The 21,505-nt window shown below is 73.0% G+C and carries 22 protein-coding genes; 10 read left to right on the top strand and 12 right to left on the bottom strand.

Annotated elements, in window-relative coordinates; genetic code table 11:
* Nucleotides 1-16: 16 nt before the first annotated feature.
* The 3 genes from ACIGXJ_RS20865 (at nucleotide 17) to ACIGXJ_RS20855 (ending at nucleotide 3,710) form a co-directional block, all read left to right on the top strand.
* Nucleotides 17-2,236: an MMPL family transporter gene (locus tag ACIGXJ_RS20865; protein ID WP_399647392.1), complete on the top strand. Its 2,220-nt coding sequence runs from the start codon at nucleotides 17-19 to the stop codon at nucleotides 2,234-2,236.
* Between the two features lie 116 nt (nucleotides 2,237-2,352).
* Nucleotides 2,353-2,868 (top strand): YbaK/EbsC family protein, encoded by a 516-nt coding sequence (locus tag ACIGXJ_RS20860; protein WP_399647390.1) that lies wholly within the window; start codon nucleotides 2,353-2,355, stop codon nucleotides 2,866-2,868.
* The gene (locus ACIGXJ_RS20855; RefSeq protein ID WP_399647388.1) at nucleotides 2,865-3,710 is read left to right on the top strand and encodes an EamA family transporter; all 846 of its coding nucleotides are present in this window, start codon (nucleotides 2,865-2,867) and stop codon (nucleotides 3,708-3,710) included. The genes ACIGXJ_RS20860 and ACIGXJ_RS20855 overlap by 4 nt, the downstream gene beginning before the upstream one ends.
* Nucleotides 3,711-3,713: 3 nt before the next feature.
* On the opposite strand, the gene ACIGXJ_RS20850 is transcribed toward ACIGXJ_RS20855, so the two are convergent.
* The 3 genes from ACIGXJ_RS20850 to ACIGXJ_RS20840 are packed head-to-tail and all read right to left on the bottom strand — an operon-like array spanning nucleotide 3,714 to nucleotide 5,303.
* Nucleotides 3,714-4,481: an alpha/beta fold hydrolase gene (locus ACIGXJ_RS20850; RefSeq protein WP_399647386.1), complete on the bottom strand. Its 768-nt coding sequence runs from the start codon at nucleotides 4,479-4,481 to the stop codon at nucleotides 3,714-3,716.
* 11 nt (nucleotides 4,482-4,492) lie between these two features.
* Nucleotides 4,493-4,696, bottom strand: coding sequence for a DUF4287 domain-containing protein (locus tag ACIGXJ_RS20845; protein WP_399647383.1), 204 nt, complete (start codon nucleotides 4,694-4,696; stop codon nucleotides 4,493-4,495).
* A 1-nt stretch (nucleotide 4,697) separates the two neighbouring features.
* A complete protein-coding gene (locus tag ACIGXJ_RS20840) occupies nucleotides 4,698-5,303 on the bottom strand; it encodes a dihydrofolate reductase family protein (protein WP_399647380.1) in 606 nt (201 codons plus the stop codon).
* Nucleotides 5,304-5,418: 115 nt separating this feature from the next.
* Here ACIGXJ_RS20840 and ACIGXJ_RS20835 point away from each other — a divergent pair, with 115 nt between their 5' ends.
* Together ACIGXJ_RS20835 and ACIGXJ_RS20830 are read left to right on the top strand one after the other, a co-directional pair.
* Nucleotides 5,419-6,045: a TetR/AcrR family transcriptional regulator gene (locus ACIGXJ_RS20835; RefSeq protein ID WP_399647378.1), complete on the top strand. Its 627-nt coding sequence runs from the start codon at nucleotides 5,419-5,421 to the stop codon at nucleotides 6,043-6,045.
* Nucleotides 6,046-6,120: 75 nt separating this feature from the next.
* Nucleotides 6,121-6,396, top strand: coding sequence for a DUF1876 domain-containing protein (locus ACIGXJ_RS20830; protein WP_399647376.1), 276 nt, complete (start codon nucleotides 6,121-6,123; stop codon nucleotides 6,394-6,396).
* A gap of 39 nt (nucleotides 6,397-6,435) precedes the next feature.
* Here the strand turns inward: ACIGXJ_RS20830 and ACIGXJ_RS20825 are convergent, their stop codons facing one another.
* From ACIGXJ_RS20825 to ACIGXJ_RS20800, 6 genes are all read right to left on the bottom strand, one after another.
* Nucleotides 6,436-7,611 (bottom strand): serine hydrolase domain-containing protein, encoded by a 1,176-nt coding sequence (locus ACIGXJ_RS20825; RefSeq protein ID WP_399647374.1) that lies wholly within the window; start codon nucleotides 7,609-7,611, stop codon nucleotides 6,436-6,438.
* Between the two features lie 118 nt (nucleotides 7,612-7,729).
* Nucleotides 7,730-8,134 carry an organic hydroperoxide resistance protein gene (locus ACIGXJ_RS20820; RefSeq protein WP_399648090.1) on the bottom strand — a complete coding sequence of 135 codons (405 nt, stop codon included), beginning with the start codon at nucleotides 8,132-8,134 and terminating at the stop codon, nucleotides 7,730-7,732.
* A gap of 166 nt (nucleotides 8,135-8,300) precedes the next feature.
* Nucleotides 8,301-8,780 (bottom strand): MarR family winged helix-turn-helix transcriptional regulator, encoded by a 480-nt coding sequence (locus tag ACIGXJ_RS20815; RefSeq protein ID WP_399647372.1) that lies wholly within the window; start codon nucleotides 8,778-8,780, stop codon nucleotides 8,301-8,303.
* Nucleotides 8,777-9,568: an energy-coupling factor ABC transporter ATP-binding protein gene (locus tag ACIGXJ_RS20810; protein WP_399647369.1), complete on the bottom strand. Its 792-nt coding sequence runs from the start codon at nucleotides 9,566-9,568 to the stop codon at nucleotides 8,777-8,779. The genes ACIGXJ_RS20815 and ACIGXJ_RS20810 overlap by 4 nt, the downstream gene beginning before the upstream one ends.
* The gene (gene cbiQ / locus ACIGXJ_RS20805; RefSeq protein ID WP_399647367.1) at nucleotides 9,544-10,305 is read right to left on the bottom strand and encodes a cobalt ECF transporter T component CbiQ; all 762 of its coding nucleotides are present in this window, start codon (nucleotides 10,303-10,305) and stop codon (nucleotides 9,544-9,546) included. Before cbiQ ends, ACIGXJ_RS20810 begins: the two co-directional genes overlap by 25 nt.
* A 1-nt stretch (nucleotide 10,306) precedes the next feature.
* Nucleotides 10,307-11,356: an energy-coupling factor ABC transporter permease gene (locus ACIGXJ_RS20800; protein WP_399647364.1), complete on the bottom strand. Its 1,050-nt coding sequence runs from the start codon at nucleotides 11,354-11,356 to the stop codon at nucleotides 10,307-10,309.
* Nucleotides 11,357-11,522: 166 nt separating this feature from the next.
* Between ACIGXJ_RS20800 and ACIGXJ_RS20795 the strand changes: the two genes are divergently transcribed.
* A complete protein-coding gene (locus ACIGXJ_RS20795; protein ID WP_399647362.1) occupies nucleotides 11,523-11,879 on the top strand; it encodes an SsgA family sporulation/cell division regulator in 357 nt (118 codons plus the stop codon).
* Between the two features lie 55 nt (nucleotides 11,880-11,934).
* Here ACIGXJ_RS20795 and ACIGXJ_RS20790 read toward each other — a convergent pair whose 3' ends face one another.
* The 3 genes from ACIGXJ_RS20790 to ACIGXJ_RS20780 all read right to left on the bottom strand — a co-directional run bounded on the left by ACIGXJ_RS20790 (nucleotide 11,935) and on the right by ACIGXJ_RS20780 (nucleotide 17,252).
* Nucleotides 11,935-13,605, bottom strand: a complete 1,671-nt coding sequence (locus ACIGXJ_RS20790; protein ID WP_399647359.1) for a penicillin-binding transpeptidase domain-containing protein — start codon at nucleotides 13,603-13,605, stop codon at nucleotides 11,935-11,937.
* A gap of 148 nt (nucleotides 13,606-13,753) precedes the next feature.
* Nucleotides 13,754-15,382 carry a penicillin-binding transpeptidase domain-containing protein gene (locus tag ACIGXJ_RS20785; protein WP_399647356.1) on the bottom strand — a complete coding sequence of 543 codons (1,629 nt, stop codon included), beginning with the start codon at nucleotides 15,380-15,382 and terminating at the stop codon, nucleotides 13,754-13,756.
* Between the two features lie 118 nt (nucleotides 15,383-15,500).
* Nucleotides 15,501-17,252 (bottom strand): dolichyl-phosphate-mannose--protein mannosyltransferase, encoded by a 1,752-nt coding sequence (locus ACIGXJ_RS20780; RefSeq protein WP_399647354.1) that lies wholly within the window; start codon nucleotides 17,250-17,252, stop codon nucleotides 15,501-15,503.
* A 133-nt stretch (nucleotides 17,253-17,385) separates the two neighbouring features.
* Here ACIGXJ_RS20780 and rsmI point away from each other — a divergent pair, with 133 nt between their 5' ends.
* The 4 genes from rsmI to ACIGXJ_RS20760 all read left to right on the top strand — a co-directional run bounded on the left by rsmI (nucleotide 17,386) and on the right by ACIGXJ_RS20760 (nucleotide 21,392).
* On the top strand, nucleotides 17,386-18,234 hold the full coding sequence (gene rsmI / locus ACIGXJ_RS20775; RefSeq protein WP_399647351.1) for a 16S rRNA (cytidine(1402)-2'-O)-methyltransferase: 849 nt from the start codon (nucleotides 17,386-17,388) through the stop codon (nucleotides 18,232-18,234).
* A gap of 215 nt (nucleotides 18,235-18,449) precedes the next feature.
* Complete coding sequence (locus ACIGXJ_RS20770; protein WP_399647348.1) at nucleotides 18,450-18,794, top strand: hypothetical protein; 345 nt, start codon at nucleotides 18,450-18,452, stop codon at nucleotides 18,792-18,794.
* A gap of 44 nt (nucleotides 18,795-18,838) precedes the next feature.
* A complete protein-coding gene (locus tag ACIGXJ_RS20765; protein WP_399647345.1) occupies nucleotides 18,839-19,720 on the top strand; it encodes a TatD family hydrolase in 882 nt (293 codons plus the stop codon).
* A gap of 97 nt (nucleotides 19,721-19,817) precedes the next feature.
* Complete coding sequence (locus tag ACIGXJ_RS20760) at nucleotides 19,818-21,392, top strand: ubiquitin-like domain-containing protein (RefSeq protein ID WP_399647343.1); 1,575 nt, start codon at nucleotides 19,818-19,820, stop codon at nucleotides 21,390-21,392.
* Nucleotides 21,393-21,505 lie beyond the last annotated feature (113 nt).

The following is a 21,505-nucleotide window of genomic DNA, read 5'->3' as shown; positions in this document are numbered from 1 at the left end:
ACCGGGAGTACGCCCCGTGGCCACGTTCCTGTACAAACTGGGCCGCCTCGCCTTCCGGCGACGGCACCTCGTCGCCCTCATATGGGTGGCGCTGCTGACCCTCGCCGGAGTCGGCGCGGCCAGCGCGCCCGCCCCGGGCACCACCTCGTTCTCCATCCCCGGCACCGAGGCCCAGAAGGCGTTCGACCTGCTGGAGGAGCGCTTCCCCGGAATGAGCGCCGACGGGGCCACCGCCCGCGTCGTCTTCAAGGCGCCCGCCGGCGAGAAGATGACGGACGCCGGGAACAAGGCGACCGTCGCCAAGACCGTCAAGGAGCTGTCGACCGGCTCCGAGGTCACCTCCGTCACCGACCCGTACCAGGCGGGCGCCGTCAGCAAGTCCGGCGCCATCGCCTACGCGCAGGTCAGGTACGACGTCTCCGGCATGGAACTGGAGGACTCCAGCCGCGAGGCCCTGCAGGACGCCGCCGAGCACGCCCGGGACGCGGGGCTGACCGTCGAGATCGGCGGTGACGCCCTCCAGGCCACCCCGGAGACCGGCTCCACCGAGATCATCGGCATCGCCGTCGCCGCGGTCGTCCTCGTCATCACCTTCGGCTCGCTGCTCGCCGCCGGTCTGCCGCTGCTCACCGCGATCATCGGCGTCGGCATCGGCGTCTCGTCGATCGCGGCCCTCGCCAGCACGCTGGACCTGGGCTCCACGACCTCCACGCTGGCCACGATGATCGGCCTGGCCGTCGGTATCGACTACGCGCTGTTCATCGTCTCCCGCTACCGCGCGGAGCTCGCCGAGGGCCGCGACCGGGAAGAGGCCGCGGGACGCGCGGTCGGCACGGCCGGCTCGGCCGTGGTCTTCGCCGGCCTGACCGTCGTCATCGCCCTGGTCGGCCTGGCCGTCGTCAACATCCCGATGCTGACGAAGATGGGCGTGGCCGCGGCCGGCACCGTCGCCATCGCGGTGCTCATCGCCCTGACCCTGATCCCGGCCCTCCTCGGCTACGCCGGCCGCAAGGTGCGCCCGGCCGGCCAGAAGTCCAAGCTCCTCGGCGGCGGCCGCGCCGCCAGGAACGCCGGCCGCCCGAACATGGGCACGCGCTGGGCGAGCTTCGTGGTCCGCCGCCCGCTGGCCGTGCTGCTGCTCGGTGTCGTGGGCCTCGGCGCGGCGGCCGTCCCCGCCACCTCCCTGGAACTGGGCCTGCCCGACGACGGCTCCCAGCCCACCTCCACCACCCAGCGCCGCGCCTACGACCTGCTCTCCGAGGGCTTCGGGCCCGGCTTCAACGGCCCGCTGATGGTGGTCGTCGACGCGAAGGACAGCGCCGACGCGCAGGCCGCGTTCACCGAGACCGGCGACCGCATCAAGGCCCTGGACAACGTCGTGACGGTCACCCCGGCCGCGCCCAACAAGGCGGGCGACACGGCGACGATCACGGTGATCCCGGACGCCAAGCCGTCGTCGGTGACCACCGAGGACCTGGTGCACTCGATCCGCGAGGCGGGTGCGGGCATCGCGTCGGACACCGGCTCGGAGGTCCTGGTCACGGGTGCGACGGCGATGAACATCGACGTCTCCCAGAAGCTGAACGACGCCCTGGTCCCGTATCTGATCCTGGTGGTGGGCCTGGCGTTCCTGCTGCTGATCGTGGTCTTCCGCTCGATCCTGGTCCCGCTGAAGGCGGCCCTCGGCTTCCTGCTGAGCGTGATGGCGGCCCTGGGCGCGGTGGTCGCCGTCTTCCAGTGGGGCTGGCTGTCCGGCCTCATGGGCGTGGAGGAGACCGGTCCCGTCATGTCGATGATGCCGATCTTCATGGTCGGCGTGGTCTTCGGTCTCGCGATGGACTACGAGGTCTTCCTCGTGACCCGCATGCGCGAGGCGTACGTGCACGGGGAGAAGCCGAGCCAGGCCGTGGTGACCGGCTTCAAGCACGGGGCGCGGGTCGTCACCGCCGCCGCCGTCATCATGATGGCCGTCTTCGCCGGCTTCATCGGCTCCGCCGAGTCCATGATCAAGATGATCGGCTTCGGGCTGGCGATCGCCGTCTTCTTCGACGCCTTCATCGTCCGCATGGCCATCGTCCCGGCGGTGCTCGCCCTGCTCGGCAAGCGCGCCTGGTGGCTGCCGAAGTGGCTCGACCGGATCCTGCCCGACGTGGACGTCGAGGGCGAGGGCCTGCGGTCGCGGGGCGACCGCGGGGACGTCGACCCCGACGAGGAGAAGGAGCTGGTGCGCGCCTGACACGCGGGTGAGCGGCCGGCGGGGGCCCCGGGACGCCCGGGGCCCCCACCGGCCTCCCGCCGGCCCGGCCGTAACCCACTCGCGCGTCTCATACACGCACCGCTACCGTGCCCTGCATGACGACCACAGCCGCCCCTGACGCCGAGGGCTCCGGAGCCCACCCCCGCTTCGCCGAAGCCCTCTCGCAGGAGGGCCTGGAGGACCTCCTGAAGCGGGTCCGCCGGTTCCCGGACGCCACGCGGACCGCCGCCGAAGCCGCTGCGGCCATCGGATGCGAGCTGGACCAGATCTGCAAGTCGCTGATCTTCGCGGCCGACGGCGTGCCGGTGCTGGTGCTGATGGACGGTGCCTCGCGGGTGGACGTGGAGCGGGTGCGCGAGGCGCTCGGGGCGCGGAAGGTGACACGGGCCGACGCCGGGGTCGTGCGGGAGACCACCGGGTACGCCATCGGCGGGGTGCCGCCCTTCGGGCACCGGACGCGGACGACCGTCCTCGCCGACCGGGCGCTGCTGGAGCACCGCGAGGTGTGGGCCGCCGCCGGCGACCCGCACGCCGTGTTCCCCATCGCCCCCGACGCGCTCGTCGAGCACGCCGGGGCGACGCTGGTGGACGTGCGCGAGCGTACGGCGTGACGCCTCTGGTCACCGCGGCGGTGCTGCTCGCCGCCGTCACGCACGCCGGCTGGAACGCGATCGCGCACCGGATCACGGACAAGCTCGTCGGGTTCACCCTGATATCGGGCGGCGGGGCGCTCATCGGGTGCGGTCTCGCACCGTTCGCGGCCTTCCCCGCCGCCGGCGCCTGGCCCTACCTCGTCGCCTCGGCGCTCCTGCACATCGCGTACTACGCGCTGCTCATGCGCTCCTTCCGGCTCGGCGACTTCGGCCAGGCCTACCCCATCGCGCGCGGCAGCGCCCCACTGGTGGTGACCGTACTGGCCGCCCTGTTCGCCGACGAGGTGCCCGACGGCTGGGCGGCGGCCGGCATCGCGCTGTCCTGCGCCGGACTGGCCGGCGTCGCCCTGTGGGGACTGCGCGGGAGGCGCCCCGACTGGCCGGCGGTCGGGGCGGCGCTGGCGACGGGGGTGTCCATAGCGGCGTACACCGTGGTGGACGGACTCGGCGTGCGGGCCTCCGGGTCGGCCCTCGGGTACGTCGCCTGGCTGATGATCGCCGAAGGGCTCGCGCTGCCCGCGTACGCCCTCTACCGGTGGCGGCGGGACACCCTTGCCACGCTGCGGCCCTTCGCCGGGGTCGGGTTGCTCGGTGCGGCCCTGTCCGTGGCGGCGTACGGGCTGGTGCTGTGGGCGCAGACGCGGGCGGAGCTGGCGCCCGTGGCGGCGCTCAGGGAGTCCTCGATCCTGGTCGGCGCGGCGATCGGTGCCGTCGTCTTCAAGGAACGGTTCGGCGCGGCCCGGATCTGGGCGGCGGGCCTGCTGGTCGCCGGGATCGGGCTGATGCTGCACTCCGGGTGAGCCTCAGCCCCCGGCGCGCCTGATCGCCGCCACCGTCGGCACCGGCTCCCGGGTGAGGAAGTCCAGCAGCAGCGCGTTGACCAGGTGGGGCTTCTCCTGGGTGAGGAAGTGGGAGGTGCCGGGGACGACGGCGAGCTCGGCGTTCGGCAGGGCGTCGTACATCTCCACGACATGGCTCATGGTCATCAGGTCGTCGTCGGCGGACATCACCAGCGAGCGCGCGGTCACCGCGGCCAGGTCCGCTGCCCGGAGGTTCGGCTCCTTGGCGGCCATCTCGCCGATCTTCGTGGCGACGACCCGGAAGTGGTCGGCGCCGTCGGGGGAGACCTCGGCGTAGGACGGGCCGAGGAAGCGGGTGATCGCGTCGACGTCCCACTCCATGTCCGGCGCGGCTTCGCCCGCCTTGCTGAAGCCGCCGCTGATCATCACCAGCCGTTTGACCAGGTCGGGCCGCCGCATGGCGACCAGCATCGCCACGAACGCCCCGTCGCTGTGCCCGACGAGGTCGGCGGGCTCGCGGACGGCCTCCTCCAGGAAGGCGACCGTGTCGTCGGCCATCAGCTGGTAGGTGATCGGCCCGGGCACGTCCGGGGTGTGGCCGTGGCCGCGGCGTTCGGGCGTGTAGACGTGGAAGTGCTCGGCGAGGGCGCCGAGGTTCGGCTCGAAGAAGCGGGCGTCGACCAGTCCGCCGTGCAGCAGCACCAGCGGCTCGCCCGTGCCGTGCTCGTCGTACCAGGTCCTCACGTCGCCGAGCTGTACGTACGTTCCCATGTCGGCCTCTCTCATCGGGCTCGGAGCGCGTGGGCGACGAGGGCGTTCGCGTGCCCGTGGCCCAGGCCGTGCTCCGTCTTGAGCCAGGCGACCAGCTCCATGTGCCTGGTCAGCGGGGAGGAGCGGATCAGCTCGATCCAGTCGGCGACCGGACGGCCGTACTTCTTCTCGATGGCCGGGAAGTAGCTCGCCGGGCCCTTCGCAGGAGTGCTCATGTCAGTTCGTGCCCTTCTCGTCGGCCTCGGCGAGCCGGTGGCGCAGCAGGACCACCTTGTCGTCGAAGGTCCGCGCCTCGACCAGGTCGAGGGCGAGACGCGGCAGCGGGGTGCGCAGCACGGGCCTGCCGCCGCCGAGGACGACCGGGTGGACGAAGATCTGGTACTCGTCGATCAGGCGGTGCTCGGTGAGGAAGGACGCCAGCTCCGAGCCGCCGAACAGCACCAGGTTCGTGCCGCTCTCCTTCAGCGCGGTCAGTTCCTCCACCACGTTCTCGCCGATGACGCGGGTGTTCCAGTCGGCCTGGTCCAGGGTGGAGGAGACGACCGCCTTCGGCTTCTCGCGCCAGAGCGGGGCGAAGGCCAGGTCGTGCTCGTCGGTGGTGAACTCCTCGGCGCGCGGCCAGTAGCCGGACATCAGGTCCCAGACCTTGCGTCCGTAGAGGAAGACGTCGGCCTCGGCGGTCAGGGCCTGCGCGTAGGCCGAGGTCTCGCCGGCCATGTGGGGCCAGTCGAACTCGCCGTTCGGGCCCTCGATGAAGCCGTCCAGCGACTGGTGGACGAAGTGCGTGATCCGGCCCTTGGCGCTGCTCGTGACGTGATGCATGGCGGATACCCCCCGGAAGCCGTTGTGTACGATGTCCACATTCGGAGGGTGTGGTGATCCGCGCCCCCCGAACGATCTTGCAGAAGCCTAGGCCATGAAAGTGGATGCTGTCCACATGTCTTCCAAGCGTGACACCTACCGGCACGGCGACCTGCGCAACGCCCTGGTCGAGGCCGGACTCGAACTCGCCCGCGAGGGAGGCCCCGAGGCCGTCGTGCTGCGGGCCGCGACCCGGCAGGCGGGTGTGGTGCCGAACGCCGCCTACCGCCACTTCGCCGACCGCGCCGCCCTGCTGCACGCGGTGTCCCAGGCGGCGATGGCCCGGGTCGCCCGCACGATGGAGGCCGAGCAGGCCGCCCTGCCGGACCATCCCGACCCGGCCGCCGCGGCACGGGCCCGCTTCCGTGCCGTCGGCACCGGTTATCTGCGCTTCGCCCGCGAGGAGCCGGGCCTGTTCCGTACGGCGTTCCATGTGCCGGGCGACATGGCCCACGCGGCCGACGACAGCGCGGCCGGCGTCAGTGGCCGTACGCCCTTCGAGCTGCTCGGCGAGGCGCTCGACGGGCTGGTCGAGCAGGGGCTGCTGCCCGAGGAGCGGCGGCCGGGGGCCGAGTTCCTCGCCTGGTCCGCGGTGCACGGCATCGCGGTGCTGATGATCGACGGGCCGCTGCGGGGACTCCTGCCGGAGCAGGCGGAGGAGGCCGGGGAGCAGGTCATCGACATGGTCGAACGGGGGCTCTGACGGCCCGGTCCGGGTGTGGTGCGGGTGCGCGGCGCCGGGGGCACTCTGGAAGGAGGTCTTCCGGAGGTGATCGTCATGATGCACACCACAGTGGGATGGCATGTCGAGCTGGAGTTCATGGAGGACGACCAGCACACCAAGGCGGCCGCGCTGGTGCGCCTGCCCGACGGGAGCGAGGTGCGCGCCCACGGGCACGCCAGCCGGCACCACACCGACTCGAATCAGCCGCGGGTCGGGGAGGAGATCGCCGGGGCGCGGGCGCTCAACGAGCTGGCGATGCAGCTCCTGACGAAGGCGCACGGCGAGATCGACCAGGCGTCCGGGCGGACGTCCCACCCCATCCACATCTGATGCCCCACCCGGCCTGCCCCGGGCTTGGCGTCCTTCGGCCTAGCGGTTCGCGTCCCCCGCGAGAGCCGTGCGGACCGCCCGCACCAGGGCCTGGGCCCTCGGGTCCGCCGTCACGCTCTGGCGGAAGCCGTTGGTGACATAGCCGAAGGCGATGCCCGAGTCGGGGTCGGCGAACCCGAGGGCCCCGCCGCGGCCCGGGTGGCCGAAGGAGGCGGGGGACAGCAGCGGGGACGCGGCGCCGTGCAGCATGTGGCCGAGGCCGAAGCGGGTGCCGACCACCAGCACCCGGTCGGTGCCCGCGGACTGCTCGGCCCGGGCCAGCGCGGCCGTCCCGGGCGCGAACAGGCGGCGTCCGCCGTCGACCTCGCCGATGAGGGAGGCGTAGATCCGCGCCAGGCCGTCGGCGGTGGCGATGCCGTTGGAGGCGGGCAGTGCGGCGGCGCGGTAGGCGGGGTCGTTCTCGTCGGGGAGCGGGGTGATCGCGGCGAAGGCGCGGCGGGTGAGGGAGCCGGGGTCGGCGTAGGCGTCGGCGACCGCGCGCTTGGGGCGGGTCTTCAGGGCGCCCGCCGCCTCGGGTATCTCGGCCGGGCCGACCCGGCCCGCGCGGGCGGCCCCGGCGGCCGGCAGGCCCAGCCAGAAGTCCGCGCCGACGGGCCCGGCGATCTCCTCGGCGATCCACTCGCCGATCGGCCGGCCCGTCACACGGCGCAGCAGCTCGCCGGTCAGCCAGCTGTAGGTCTGCGCGTGGTAGCCGTGGTCGGTGCCCGGCTCCCAGGCGGGTGCCTGCGCGGCGACGGCCTGCGCGCCGAGCTCGGGGTCGGCGGCCTCGGCGGGGGTGAGCGGCCGGTCCAGGACGGGCACGCCCGCGCGGTGCGCGAGCAGATGGCGCACCAGGGTGCGCTCCTTGCCCGCCGCCTTGAACTCCGGCCACCACTCGCCGACCGGCGCGTCCAGGTCCAGCTCACCGCGCTGGTGCAGCAGCAGCAGCGCCGCGGCGGCGACGCCCTTGGTCGCCGAGCGCACGATCTGGGCGGTGCCGCGCTCCCAGGGGGCCGTGCCGTCGATGTCCCGGGTGCCGCCCCACAGGTCGACCACCCGGTGGCCGTCCCGGTAGACGGAGACGGCCGCGCCGCGGTCGCCGAGCACCTCGAAGTTGCGTACGAACGCCTCCCTGACCGGCTCGAAGCCCTCGGCCACTGTGCCGTGCACGTCCACGTCGTACGCCCCTTCCGCTTGCCCGCTGTCTCTTGCCCGCTGTCTCGCCTGCCGCCCTTTGCCTACGACAGTGGGTGCAACAGTAGGCGGCGGCCTGGGATTCCTCGGCGCAGCCCCGTCAGCCGAGGACGATGCTGACGTCGATGTTGCCGCGGGTCGCGTTCGAGTACGGGCAGACCTGGTGCGCCGCGTCCACCAGGGAGGCCGCGACCTGCTGGTCGAGGACCGGCAGCGAGACGCTGAGCGCGACCGCGAGGCCGTAGCCGTGCTGGGCGTTGGGGCCGATGCCGACCTTCGCGGCGACCGTGGAGCCGGTCAGGTCGAGGCCCGCGCGTCGGCCGACCAGCACCAGGGCGTTGTGGAAGCAGGAGCTGTAGCCGGCCGCGAACAACTGCTCCGGGTTGGTGCCGTCGCCGCTGCCGCCCAGCTCCGGCGGCATCGCGACCTTCAGGCCGAGCCGGCCGTCCTGGCTCGTGACATACCCGTCCCGGCCGCCGTGCGCGGTCGCCTCCGCGACGTACATGATCTTCTTCGGACGGGTGTCGACGGCGGAATCGACGGCGGCTTCGCTCACGGCTCGGACCTTCCCCTGGGTGTGCGGTGAACACAGTGGTGTGCAACTACATCGTGCACAAGGTACCGACCGGTAGGGAGGGCCCGTGAAGGAGGGTGGGAAACCGGGGTGGGGCTCAGCGGGCGCGGGACGCCGCCTCCTCCGCCCGCCGCGCGAGCCCGCGCAGCTCCTCGCGCAGCCGCGCGACCTCGGGACCGTCGAGCCCGGTGGCCGCGAGCAGGGCGCCCGGTACGCGCGCCGCCCGCTCCCGGAGTTCCTCCGCGCGCCCGGTGCAGGTCACGTACACCGAGCGTTCGTCGTGCGCCGCGCGCTCCCGGCGCACGAGCCCGGCGCTCTCCAGGCGCTTGAGCAGCGGCGACATCGTGCCGTAGTCGAGGCGCAGGGCCGCCGCGAGGTCCTTCACGGCCGTCTCGCCGCGCTCCCAGAGGACCAGCAGGACGAGGTACTGCGGGTAGGTGAGGCCGAGCTCGTCCAGGAGCGGCCGGTACGCGGCCGTCACCGCGCGCTGGGCGGCGTACAGCGCGAAACACAGCTGCTCGTCCAGCAGCAGCGACCCGGCGGGGGCCTCGGGGTGCTTCTCGTCCTGACGCTTCACGCGCCCATTGTCACGGACCGCGGGTCGAACCCGAAGGGCAGCTCCAGCCGGTGGGCGCGCATCAGGTCCTCGTCGGACAGCAGCGCACCGGTCGGGCCGTCGGCGGCGATCACGCCCTCGGAGAGGATCAGCGAGCGCGGGCACAGCTCCAGGGCGTACGGCAGGTCGTGCGTGACCATCAGGACGGTGACGTCGAGGGAGCGCAGGATGTCGGCGAGCTCACGGCGCGAGGCGGGGTCGAGGTTGGAGGACGGCTCGTCCAGGACGAGGATCTCCGGCTCCATCGCGAGCACCGTGGCGACGGCGACCCGGCGGCGCTGGCCGAAGGACAGGTGGTGCGGCGGGCGGTCCTTGAACGCGGCCATGCCGACCTGCTCCAGCGCCCGGTCCACGCGCGCCTCCAGCTCGGCGCCCTTCAGTCCGGCCGCCGCGGGCCCGAAGGCCACGTCCTCGCGGACCGTCGGCATGAACAGCTGGTCGTCGGGGTCCTGGAAGACGATGCCGACCTTGCGCCGGATCTCCGCCATGTGCCGCTTGCCGACCGGCAGTCCGGCGACGGTGACGGTGCCCGCCCCGCCGGTGAGGATGCCGTTGAGATGCAGGACCAGCGTGGTCTTGCCGGCGCCGTTCGGGCCGAGCAGCGCGACCCGCTCGCCGCGGCCGATGGCGAAGTCCACCCCGAACAGGGCCTGATGCCCGTCGGGGTAGGCGAAGGCGAGGCCGGAGACCTCCAGCGAGGCGGTCACGGGCTCCGGGTGAGCAGTCACAGGGTCCATCCCAGCAGACATACGACGAGGGCGGCGAAGGGCAGGGTCAGGGCGTGCGTCCACTGCGCGCGGGAGGCGGTCACCTCGTCGATGACCGGCATGGAACCGGCGTAGCCACGGCTGACCATGGCCAGGTGGACGCGCTCGCCGCGTTCGTAGGAGCGGATGAACAGCGCGCCCGCCGACTTGGCGAGCACGCCCCAGTGCTTCACGCCGCGCGCCTCGAAGCCGCGCGACTCGCGGGCGATCCGCATCCGGCGCATCTCGTCCGCGATGACGTCGCCGTAGCGGATCATGAAGGACGCGATCTGCACCAGCAGGGGCGGCAGCTTCAGGCGTTGCAGGCCGAGCAGCAGCTCGCGCAGCTCGGTGGTGGAGGCCAGCAGCACCGACGCGGCGACGCCGAGGGTGCCCTTGGCGAGGACGTTCCAGGCGCCCCACAGTCCGCTGACGCTCAGCGACACGCCGAGCACCTCGGTGCGCTCGCCCTCCGCAACGAACGGCATCAGCACCGCGAACGCCACGAACGGCACCTCGATCAGCAGCCGCTTGAGCAGGAAGCCCGCGGGCACACGCGCGTACGCCGCGACGCACGCCAGCAGCACGGCGTACAGCCCGAAGGCCCACACCGCCTCGCGCGGCGTCGACACCACGACCACCACGAAGGCGAACGCGGCGACGAGCTTGGTGTGCGGCGGCAGCCCGTGCACGGGCGAGTGCCCGTGCCGGTAGAGCCGGTGCGCGTGGCCCGCGCCCATGTCAGACGCTCACATCCGCGGGGGAGGCCGGGACGGAGCCGGAGCGCCGCCTGCGCACCGCCCAGAACACGCCGCTTCCCGCCACGACGGTGACGCCGACGCCGATGACACCGGCGAGGCCCCCGGACAGCCGGGAGTCGTCGACGTCCTTGACGCCGTAGTCGGCGAGCGGCGAGCCGGCGGCCGCGTGCTCCTCGGCCTTGTCGTCGATGCCGTGGTCGGCGGCGACCTTCTCCAGGCCGTCGGGGCTGGCGGAGGCGTAGAAGCTGACGAACCCGGCGAGCAGCAGCGAGGCGGCCAGGCCGGTCGCCCACACCTTGCGGGTGGAGCGGGCGGCGACCGGGACCGGGACGGTGCCCGGGGCGTCCACCAGCTCGCCGTTGACCCGGAGCTTCAGCGGACGGTGCAGGTCACGGGCGCCGTGGACGAGGTCCGGGCGTACGGCGAGGACCGCGCCGACGGTGAGCGAGGTGATCACGGCCTCGCCGATGCCGATGAGGACATGGACGCCGACCATGGCGGTGGCGACCTTGCCGATCGAGACGTCGGTGGTGCCGCCGACGGCGTACAGCGCGGTGAAGGCGAGCGCCGAGACCGGCACGGACAGCAGCGCGGCGACGAAGGCCGCGCCGGTCACCGAACGGCGGGTGCGCGGCAGGACCTTCACCAGGGCGCGGAAGACGGCGTAGGCGACGACGGTCGTCACGATCGCCATGTCGGTGATGTTCACGCCGAGCGCGGTCAGGCCGCCGTCGGCGAAGAGGATGCCCTGCATCAGCAGCACCACCGACACGCACAGCACACCCGTGCAGGGGCCGACGAGGATCGCGGCCAGCGCCCCGCCGAGGAGGTGCCCGCTGGTTCCGGCGGCGACCGGGAAGTTGAGCATCTGCACGGCGAAGATGAACGCCGCCACGAGCCCGGCCAGCGGCGCGGTCCGCTCGTCGAGTTCACGGCGCGCGCCGCGCAGGCTCACGGCGACGGCGCCGGCGGCGACGACTCCGGTGGCGACCGAGGTGGGGGCGTTGATGAATCCGTCAGGCACATGCACCGTTCGATGATAGTGGCTTAATGCGAATAGGTTGCAAGAGCGCACTGGGTGCCGATCGCGTATATGAGATGCGCCACCGGGGGGCATGATCCGGGAAATGTGGGACATTGGAGAAGAAGCGGAAGCTGGGCTTTCGTCTTGGTCACCGAGCGTAAGGGGACTGCCGATGTCTGTGATCGAGCAGTACGCACGAGCCCACATCGTCACGGACACCGACGTCACGACACAGGACACCGGCGCGGTTCCCGTCATCCTGCGGTACGACCCGGACACCGACCCCCGCGCCGTGCGGGTCCGGCTTCCCGGCACCCGCGAGTGGACCTTCGCCCGCTCCCTCCTCGAACAGGGGCTGCGCGCCCCCGCCGGCAGCGGGGCGGTCCGGGTGTGGCCCTGCGGACGCGTGCAGGCCGTCGTCGAGTTCCACTCCGCGCAGGGCGTCTCGGTCGTGCAGTTCGAGTCGAAGACGCTGATGCGGTTCCTGCGCCGCACCTACACGGCGACCAAGCAGCCCGTGGCCCACTGACGCGCGGGGCCCGAGGAGCCCCCGCGCGTCAGCCCAGCCGCCCTCGGCAGGGCCGTCAGCCCGCCGCCTTCAGCAGGGCCGCCACGATCGGGCCCGCCGTGCTGCCGCCGTGGCCGCCCGCCTGCACGACGCCCGCCGCCGCGAGATCGCCGCGGTAGGCCGTGAACCAGCCGTTCGGCTTCTTCTGCCCGTCGACCTCCGCCGAGCCGGTCTTCGCGCCGACGTTCCCGGTGACCCCGGCCATCGCCTCGGCCGCCGTGCCGTATGCCGCCGTGTACGCCATCACCTCCCGCACCTGCGCCAGCGTGCCCGCGGACAGGGTGCGCGAGGCGGTGGCCAGGGTGCGGCCGTCGACCTCGGGCGAGACCAGATAGGGCTGGCGGAAGGTCCCCGACTGGATGGTCGCCGACACGGACGCCATGTTCAGCGGGTTCATCCGCACCCCGCCCTGCCCGATCAGCGAGGCCGCCATCTGCGCCTGCGACTGCACCGGCACCGAGCCGTCGAAGGTGGGCACCCCGACCGCCCAGTTGTCCATGCCGAGCCCGAACACCTCCTGCGCCTGCTGCGTCAGGTCGGCGTCCTTCAGCTTCGGCGCCTGGCTGATGAAGGCGGTGTTGCAGGAGCGGGCGAAGGACGCCTTGAAGGTGCCGCCCTTGATCTCGAACTTGTCGTCGTTCTGGAACTTCCAGCCGCCGTACGTGAAGAACTTCGGGCAGGGGTGCGCCTTGTCCGCCGCCGCCAGCTTCTTCTCGAACAGCATCGAGGAGGTGATGACCTTCATCGTGGAGCCGGGCGCGAGGGAGCCCTGGAAGGCGGTGTTGAAGCCGGGCGAGGAGTTCGCGACGGCGAGGATCTCGCCCGTCGACGGGCGCAGCAGCACCACCGAGGCCCGCTTGCGCGCGGCGACCTGCCGCTCCGCCTCGGCCTGCAGTGCCGGGCTGAGGGTCGTCCGCACCGTGCCGGGGGTTCCCTCGCTCAGCTCCAGCAGCGTCTTGTCGGACAGCTCGGCCTTCTGGGAGGCCGCACCGCGGACGACCCGGAGCTCGACGCCCGCCGTGCCGCCCGCCGTCTCGCCGTACTTCTCGCGCAGCCCGTCCAGGACCGGCGCCAGCGACGGGTACTTCTTCGTCGTCAGCTCCCCGCCCTCGCGGTCCAGCGCCTTCACCGGCGGGGTGCCGGCCTCGCCGGTGACCAGCCGGTCGCCGTCCTTCAGATCGGGGTGGACGACCGCGGAGGCCCACCGCACCAGCGGCTCGCCGTCGCCCTCGCCGCGTACGACGGTCAGGGCACTGCCGTACGTCAGCGGCTTGCGTACGGTGCCGTGGTGGACCGTGGCCCGCACGGTGAACGGCACCTTGTCGCCCTGGCGGACGCCGGGGGTGAGGGTGACGTGCTCCAGGTGGGCGTCCTTGGCGTAGCCGGCGAGCAGGGTGCGGGCGGCCGCGGCGTCGGTGGTGGCGGCCGCGGCCTCGGCCGGGCGGCCCCGCTGCCAGGCCGTGAGGAAGCGCCGCGCGGCCCCGGTGACCTCCGCCTCCGACAGCGGGCCGGTCTTCACCGCCTTCTCCCGCCCCTCGGCGCCGGCCGAGGCCTGGCCGGCCACGGCGCCGCCGCCGTACAGCGCGTAGGCGCCGACCCCGCCGCCCAGGACGACCGCGGCGATCACCGAGCCGATGACGGCCGGTCGGATGCTCCGTCGCTGGGCGACGCGCCTTCTCTTGCCCACTGCTTTTCCGTTCCTCCGCGAAATCCCCGGGGTCCCCGACGCCCTCGTGTCCCTTGTGGTCGTGCCTCACCGTCCCGACGACGGTGCCGTTCTCCGGTCCCGACCTGTGCGGGTGACGTCCGCCACCCGTGGGCCGGTTCCCCCTCGCTCAGCCGCCGGCGCCCAGGACGCGCGCCACGATCGGTCCGGCAGCGTCGCTGCCGTGGCCGCCCTGCTGGGCCATCGCGGCGGCCGCCATGTCGTCGCGGAAGCCGGTGAACCAGCTGTTGGACGTGGCCTGGTGGTCGACCTCGGCCGAGCCGGTCTTCGCGCCGATGCTGCCGGGCAGCCCTCGCATCGCGTTCGCGGCGGTACCGCTGGTCGCGGTGCGGTTCATCATGGCGCGCAGCTGCGCCACGGTGCCCGGCTCAAGGCCCTCGGCCCGGGCCAGCTCGCGGCCGTCCAGGCTCTGCGGCACGATCACCGGCTGCCGGAACGTGCCGGTGACCGCGGTCGCCGTCACCGACGCCATGTTCAGCGGGCTCATCTGCACCTTGCCCTGACCGAGCAGCGCGGCGGCGGTGTCGGGGCCCTCGGAGACGGGGACGCTGCCGTCGAAGGTGGTGATGCCCGCCTTCCAGTCGTCACGGCCGAGCCCGAACTTGTCCTGCGCCTCCTTGGTGAGGGAGTCGTCCTGGATCTCGTCGGCGAACTTCACGAACGCGGTGTTGCAGGACCGGGCGAAGCTGTCGGCGAGCGTCGCGCTCTCGTTGGGCGCGAGACCCGGCAGGTTGTGGAAGGTCGCGCTGTCGGAGACCGCCTGCGGGGGACAGGGCGCCGGGCCGTCCGCCGTGGTCAGGCCCTGGTCGATGAGCAGGGCCGCGCTGACGATCTTCATCGTGGAGCCGGGTGCCAGCTCGCCCAGGAAGGCGGCGTTCCAGCCGTCCGCGCGGTTGTTGGCGACCGCGAGGATCTCACCGGTGCTCGGCTTGACCGCCACCACCGACGACTCCTTGTACGCGGTGACCGCCTTCTCGGCGGCCGCCTGCGCGCGCGGGCTGATGGTCGTGGGCAGCCGGCCCGCCCTGCCCTCGGTGAGGGTCAGCAGCGAGGTGTCGGCGGCGCCGCTCGCGGTGTGCCGGATCGACAGCTCGACCCCGCGCGTGCCGCCCGCCTGCCTGCCGTACCGCTTGCGCAGGTCGTCCAGGACCGGGCCGAGGGAGGGGTACTTCTCCTTCGTCAGCACGCTGCCGTCCCGGCCGACCGCCTCGATCGGCGGGCTGGCCGATTCCTCGGTGACCAGGGTGTCGCCCTCGCCGAGCTCGGGATGCACCACCGTCGGCCGCCAGTCGACCAGCGCGCGCCCGGTGGTGATCCCGCGCACCACGGTCAGCCTGCTGTCGTACGACAGCGGCTTGCTCCGCCCCTTGTACGACACGGTCGCCTCGACCGAGAACGGCACGGTGGTGCCCCGCACCGCGCCCGGGGTGATCTGCACGTCGGTGAGGTGCCCGCTGCCGCCGAAGGACGTCAGTACGGGCTCGGCCGCCGCGGCGTTGTTCGTGTACGACGCGGCCTTCGCGCCCCGGCCCTGCTCCCAGGCCGCGAAGAACGCCTTCGTGGTCTCGGCGACCTCGTCCTCGCTCGGCGGCCCGCTCCTGTCGGACGCCGTGCCGTTCCCACCCGCGCCGCCGTCGCCGTCCAGAGCGGACACCAAGTTGTAGGCGCCGTACCCGGCGCCGCCCAGCATCACGGCGAACACCGTGCCGATGACGGCCCCCTTGACCCCCTTGCGCATCGCCCGGTCCCTCCCGTGCCCCCGTTTCACCTTCCCGTGCACTGTAAGGGGCGGCACCGACAACGCGGACCGGAGCCCTGCTTTGTTGGCTGAACGGAGACCGGCGGCAGGGGGCCGGCTAGACCCAGGTGTCGAGCCACATCCGCGACCGCCAGTCGTCGATCGGGATGGCGGTACCGGTGTAGATCGGCCAGAAGTAGATGAAGTTCCAGGCGATCAGCAGCACCACCACGCCCGCGCCCGTCGCCCCGGCGACCCGGCGGGTGTCGGTCGAGCCGGGCGGGCCGACCAGCGCGCCGACCAGCATCGCCACCGCCAGGCACAGGAACGGCACGAAGACGACGGCGTAGAAGTAGAAGATGGTGCGTTCCTGGAAGAAGAACCAGGGCAGATAACCGGCCACGATCGCGCAGGCGATGGCGCCCGCGCGCCAGTCACGGCGGAAGAACCAGCGCCACAGCACGTACAGCAGCGCGAAGCAGCCCACCCACCACAGCACCGGCGTGCCCAGCGCCAGGACCTCGCGCGCGCACTTGTCGCCCGCGTCGGCCGGGCAGCCGTCCGCGCCGGGCGCCGGGGACTCGTAGAAGTACGACACCGGACGGCCGAGGACGATCCAGCTCCACGGGTTGGACTCGTACGTGTGCGGCGAGGACAGGCCGACGTGGAAGTCGTACACCTGGTTCTCGTAGTGCCACAGGCTGCGCACCCAGTCCGGGAACAGCCACGCCCAGTCGCTGTCCCTGCCGTCCTTGACGGCCCAGTCGCGGTAGTAGCCGCCGCTGCCGTCGGACGGGGACAGGATCCAGCCCGTCCAGGACAGCACGTACGTGGCCACGGCCACCGGCACGGTCGCGAGGAACGCGAAGCCCAGGTCGTACTTGAGCACCGCCAGATACGGGTGCCGGGCGCCCGCGACCTTGCGGGAGCCGATGTCCCACAGCACGGTCATGATCCCGAACGCGGCCAGGAAGTAAAGGCCGTTCCACTTGGTGCCCACGGCCAGGCCCAGCATCACGCCCGCCGCCCACCGCCAGGGCCGCAGCCCCAGCCACACGGTGTCGGCGACCTCGGCGTTCGGCCGTACCCGCCCCTCGGCGTCGGCGGGCAGCGCCGCCGCGAGCCGCTCCCGGGCCTTGTCGCGGTCGACGACCAGACAGCAGAACGCGGCCAGCACGAAGAACATCAGCACCCCGTCGAGCAGCGAGGTGCGGCTCATCACGAAGTGCAGGCCGTCGACCGCCAGCAGCCCGCCCGCGAGGCAGCCGAGGAACGTCGAGCGGAACAGCCGCCGCCCGATCCGGCACACCATCAGCACCGACAGCGTGCCGAGCAGCGCCGTCATGAACCGCCAGCCGAACGGGTCGAACCCGAAGAGCAGCTCCCCGAGCCCGATGACGTACTTGCCGACCGGGGGGTGCACCACGTACGCCGCGTCCGTCGGGATCGGCACGTGCCCGCCCGAGGACAGCACCAGATCGTTGGCGTTCTTGTCCCAGTTGACCTCGAAGCCTCGGTGGACGAGCGCCCAGGCGTCCTTGGCGTAGTACGTCTCGTCGAATATCACCGCCTTGGGGCTGCCCAGGTTCCAGAACCGCAGCACGCCCGCCAGCAGCGTCACCAGCAGCGGACCGCCCCAGCCGGACAGACGCCCGACGCGCCGGGCCAGGGTGGGCGGCACACCGAGCACCGACCAGATCCGCGGCGAGGGCTCCGCGTACGGCGGCACCAGCCGGTCCCGGACGTCGCTCTCGGGCCGCGCCGCGTAGCCGAACCGGCGCAGCCGCTGCTGCCACGACGGCTCCTGGTCGTGCGGGGCCCGCTCTTGGCGGAGGTCCGTCGAGGACGCGGAGGACGCGGTACTGGTCACCGCGCCATCGTAGGGAAACGTTCTGTGTGAGTCCCGCGCATGCGGAGCTTGCGTCGGCCCCGTGACGGCTCCGGGAGGACCGGCGCCTTCCCTCCGGGCGGGTGAGGGCCTTCCCTTTGGGAGGATGGGGGATGTGACTGGAACCCTTGTTTTGGCGGGCACCCCCATCGGCGACATCGCGGACGCGCCGCCGCGGCTGGCCGAGGAGCTGGCCGGCGCCGACGTCGTCGCGGCCGAGGACACCCGGCGGCTGCGCCGGCTGACGCAGGCGCTGGGGGTCACCCCCAAGGGCCGCGTGGTGTCGTACTTCGAGGGCAACGAGTCCGCCCGTACGCCCGAACTGGTCGAGGAACTCCTCGGCGGCGCGCGCGTGCTGCTGGTGACCGACGCCGGCATGCCGTCCGTGTCCGACCCCGGCTACCGGCTGGTCGCCGCCGCCGTCGAGCAGGACATCCGCGTCACCGCCGTGCCCGGCCCGTCCGCCGTGCTCACCGCGCTCGCGCTGTCCGGGCTGCCCGTGGACCGCTTCTGCTTCGAGGGGTTCCTGCCCCGCAAGGCCGGGGAGCGGCTGTCCCGGCTGCGGGAGGTCGCCGGGGAGCGGCGCACCCTGGTCTACTTCGAGGCACCGCACCGGCTCGACGACACCCTCGCCGCGATGGCCGAGGTGTTCGGCGCCGAGCGGCGCGCCGCCGTGTGCCGTGAACTGACCAAGACCTACGAGGAGATCAAGCGCGGCCCGCTGGCCGAGCTCGCCGCCTGGGCGGCCGAGGGCGTGCGCGGGGAGATCACCGTCGTCGTCGAGGGAGCGCCCGAGCGCGCCCCCGAGACGCTCGACGCGGCCGAGCTGGTACGCCGGGTCCGGGTGCGCGAGGAGGCCGGCGAACGGCGCAAGGAGGCCATCGCGGCGGTCGCGGCCGAGGCGGGCCTGCCCAAGCGGGAGGTGTTCGACGCGGTCGTGGCGGCGAAGAACGCGGGAACCTGATCGGGTATGCGCGCGCGTGGCTGAATTCTGGGCAAAGGGCGGAGCGCGCCAGGCAAAGCGCGGACCTCTGCGCCGGGGCGTTGCGGCAAGGAACGGCCAAGACGGCTCCAATACTCGGCAGGCCCGTTCCGCACGGATGCGCGGAAGAGTCCACTGGTCGTGGGGTGGTCGGGGACGTACCGGTCCCCGCCCGCCTGCGGACCTCAGGAGCCTGCATGACCGAGATCGCACGCGCCGTTCCCGCCGTCCATGAGTCCTACTCCTTCGCCTGTATGCACTGCGGACACGGCTGGGAGCAGTCCTATGTCATAGAGCACCATCTCGACGCCCAGGGACATGAGTTCGTCACCTACCTCACCGACGGCCGGCGGGTGCCCTCGCCGCTGAGCCGCCCCCAGTGCCTGAACTGCGACAGCCGGGTGCTGCGCATCATGCGCGCCGGCCAGGTCGCCCTGGCGCTGAACGCCGACCGTCCGCGGCCCGCCCGGGCGGCCGTGCCGAGGCAGCGCCGCCATCTGTCGGATCTGCTGCACGCCGCCTTCCACCGCAGGGCGGGCTGAGGCTCGTCGGCCGGCCCGGCACGCCCCTTCCGTAGGATCGGGGCATGCCTTCGAACGCCGCCGACAAGAACGCCGCGCCGCCCCTGCCCGTGCCCCTGGCGGTGCCGGTGGCCGACTCCCACACCCACCTCGACATGCAGTCCGGCACGGTCGAGGAGGCCCTGGCGAAGGCGGCGTCGGTCGGGGTGACGACCGTCGTGCAGGTGGGCTGCGACGTGGCCGGATCGCGCTGGGCCGCCGAGACCGCGGCGGCCCACGACGCCGTCCACGCGGCCGTCGCCCTGCACCCCAACGAGGCGCCCCGGATCGTCCACGGCGACCCCGACGGCTGGTCCCGGCAGGGCGCCCGCGCACCCGGCGGCGACGCCGCGCTCGACGAGGCCCTCGCCGAGATCGACCGGCTGGCCGCGCTGTCGCACGTCAAGGGCGTCGGCGAGACCGGCCTCGACTACTTCCGCACCGGCGAGGAGGGCAAGGCCGCACAGGAGCGCTCCTTCCGCGCCCACATCGAGATCGCCAAGCGGCACGGCAAGGCCCTGGTCATCCACGACCGTGACGCCCACGCGGACGTCCTGCGCGTCCTGAAGGAGGAGGGCGCCCCCGAGCGGACCGTGTTCCACTGCTACTCCGGCGACGCCGACATGGCGGAGATCTGCGCCCGCGAGGGCTACTTCATGTCCTTCGCCGGCAACGTCACCTTCAAGAACGCCCAGAACCTGCGCGACGCCGTCGCGGTGGCGCCCCTGGAGCTGCTGCTGGTGGAGACCGACGCGCCCTTCCTCACGCCCGCGCCGTACCGCGGACGGCCCAATGCCCCGTATCTCATTCCGGTCACGGTGCGAGCGATGGCCGCCGTGCGCGGCATCGACGAGGACGCGCTGGCGACGGCCCTCGCGGCGAACACGGCCCGCGCCTTCGGCTACTGACCACACGGCGTAGTCGCGTCGCTTTGGAGAGTGACGATCGCTCCGCTAGGTTCTGGGGGCCCGATCCGGCCCCCGCGGACCCCTGGAGCGTGTCGGCGTGAGCGATTCGCAGTACGTGCGCGACGAGCGGTACGCGCGCATCCCCGAGTACGAGCCGACCGAGTCCTACGACCCGACCGAGTCCTACGACCCGACCGAGTCCTACGACCCGCACGAGGCGTACGACCCGCACGAGGCGTACGAGCCGTTCGACCCTCACACCGCCGAGACCCTGGGCTACGGCGAGCCGTACCCGGCCGCGTACACCGCGTACACCGCGCCCGCCTCGTACCAGCCGCCCCGGCCGGCGCGCTCCTTCGGCCCCCAGCCGCAGCCGCACTACGCCGACACGTACGCCCCCGCCTACGAGAGCACGGCCCCCTACGACGAGCACGCCGTCACGCGCGCGTACGACGACGACCCCGCCACGCGCGCGTACCGAGTGCCCCCCGAGGCGGGACGGCGGCCCGGGCACCGGCGCAGGGCGCGCGGCGCGGGACGCGCGGAGGGCTTCGCGCGCGCGGTCGGCACGGTCCGCGCGGACGGATCGGTGCGCCGGCTGCTGCCGCAGGCACTGGTCGTCGCCTTCCTGGCGGGCGGCACCACCGCGTTCGTCGCCGAGGACAAGGCCGTCGAACTGAGCGTCGACGGCCGGTCCCGCACCCTGCACACCTACGCCGACGACGTGACCGAGCTGCTGGAGCAGCAGGGCGTCGAGGTCGGACCGCACGACGTGGTGGCGCCCGCTCCCGGCACGGAGCTGGACAGCGGCGACGAGGTGGTGGTGCGGTACGGCCGCCCGCTCCGGCTCACGCTCGACGGACACCGCCACGAGGTGTGGACGACGGCGGGCACCGTGGAGGAGGCGCTCGGACAGCTGGGGGTCCGCGTGGAGGGCGCGTACCTGTCCGCCGCGCGCTCCAGACGGATCGGGCGGGAGGGACTCGCCCTCGACGTGCGCACCGAGCGCTCCGTGACGATCATGGCGGACGGCCGCGCCCGCACCATCCGCACCAACGCCGCCACCGTGCGCGAGGCCGTCGAGCAGGCCGGGATCACCTTGCGCGGTGAGGACACCACCTCCGTGCCCCAGGGCAGCTTCCCGAGGGACGGGCAGACCGTGACGGTGCTGCGGATCACCAGGACGAGGGAGGTGCGCGAGGAGCTGATCCCCTTCGAGGTGGAGCGGACCGAGGACCCGGCCCTGTTCAAGGGGATGGAGGTGATCGAGCGGGCCGGGCAGCCCGGCCTGCGCCGGGTCACCTTCCACGTGCGCACGGTCAACGGCGTGCGGCAGAAGCCGCGCCTGGTCGGGACCGAGCTGGTGCGCGAGCCGGTCAGCCGGATCGTGAAGGTGGGCACCAGGCCGATGCCGGCCTCCGTGCAGGGCGCCGACCACCTCGACTGGCAGGGCCTCGCCGCCTGCGAGTCGGGCGGACGGCCGGACGCGGTCGACCCGTCCGGCACGTATGGCGGGCTGTACCAGTTCGACACCCGCACCTGGCAGAGCCTCGGCGGCAGCGGCCGCCCGCAGGACGCGCCCGCGGCGGAGCAGACCTTCCGCGCGAAGAAGCTGTACACGCGGCGCGGCGCCGGCCCCTGGCCGCACTGCGGCGCACGGCTGCAGGGCTGAGCCGCCCACGACCCGGCGGGGCTGCACGGCTGAGCCGCCCACGACCCGGCAGGGCTGCACGGCTGAGCCGCCCATGGCCCGGCAGGGCGGGGGCCGGGCCCGGTGAGCCGTGA

Origin of the sequence: Streptomyces sp. NPDC053367 (assembly GCF_044545925.1) — a bacterium.
Taxonomy (GTDB): Bacteria; Actinomycetota; Actinomycetes; order Streptomycetales; family Streptomycetaceae; genus Streptomyces.
Note: the sequence above shows the minus strand (reverse complement) of the source record. Positions and strands in the feature narration are given on the sequence as shown.

What these genes read in the sequence shown, in the direction of transcription:
- ACIGXJ_RS20860 (WP_399647390.1), top strand. Translation starts at nt 2,353, where the DNA reads ATGACGACCACAGCCGCCCCTGACGCCGAGGGCTCCGGAGCCCACCCC.
- ACIGXJ_RS20850 (WP_399647386.1), bottom strand. Translation starts at nt 4,481, where the DNA reads ATGGGAACGTACGTACAGCTCGGCGACGTGAGGACCTGGTACGACGAG.
- ACIGXJ_RS20845 (WP_399647383.1), bottom strand. Translation starts at nt 4,696, where the DNA reads ATGAGCACTCCTGCGAAGGGCCCGGCGAGCTACTTCCCGGCCATCGAG.
- ACIGXJ_RS20840 (WP_399647380.1), bottom strand. Translation starts at nt 5,303, where the DNA reads ATGCATCACGTCACGAGCAGCGCCAAGGGCCGGATCACGCACTTCGTC.
- ACIGXJ_RS20835 (WP_399647378.1), top strand. Translation starts at nt 5,419, where the DNA reads ATGTCTTCCAAGCGTGACACCTACCGGCACGGCGACCTGCGCAACGCC.
- ACIGXJ_RS20830 (WP_399647376.1), top strand. Translation starts at nt 6,121, where the DNA reads ATGATGCACACCACAGTGGGATGGCATGTCGAGCTGGAGTTCATGGAG.
- ACIGXJ_RS20820 (WP_399648090.1), bottom strand. Translation starts at nt 8,134, where the DNA reads ATGTACGTCGCGGAGGCGACCGCGCACGGCGGCCGGGACGGGTATGTC.
- ACIGXJ_RS20810 (WP_399647369.1), bottom strand. Translation starts at nt 9,568, where the DNA reads ATGTCTGCTGGGATGGACCCTGTGACTGCTCACCCGGAGCCCGTGACC.
- cbiQ (WP_399647367.1), bottom strand. Translation starts at nt 10,305, where the DNA reads ATGGGCGCGGGCCACGCGCACCGGCTCTACCGGCACGGGCACTCGCCC.
- ACIGXJ_RS20795 (WP_399647362.1), top strand. Translation starts at nt 11,523, where the DNA reads ATGTCTGTGATCGAGCAGTACGCACGAGCCCACATCGTCACGGACACC.
- ACIGXJ_RS20785 (WP_399647356.1), bottom strand. Translation starts at nt 15,382, where the DNA reads ATGCGCAAGGGGGTCAAGGGGGCCGTCATCGGCACGGTGTTCGCCGTG.
- ACIGXJ_RS20770 (WP_399647348.1), top strand. Translation starts at nt 18,450, where the DNA reads ATGACCGAGATCGCACGCGCCGTTCCCGCCGTCCATGAGTCCTACTCC.
- ACIGXJ_RS20765 (WP_399647345.1), top strand. Translation starts at nt 18,839, where the DNA reads ATGCCTTCGAACGCCGCCGACAAGAACGCCGCGCCGCCCCTGCCCGTG.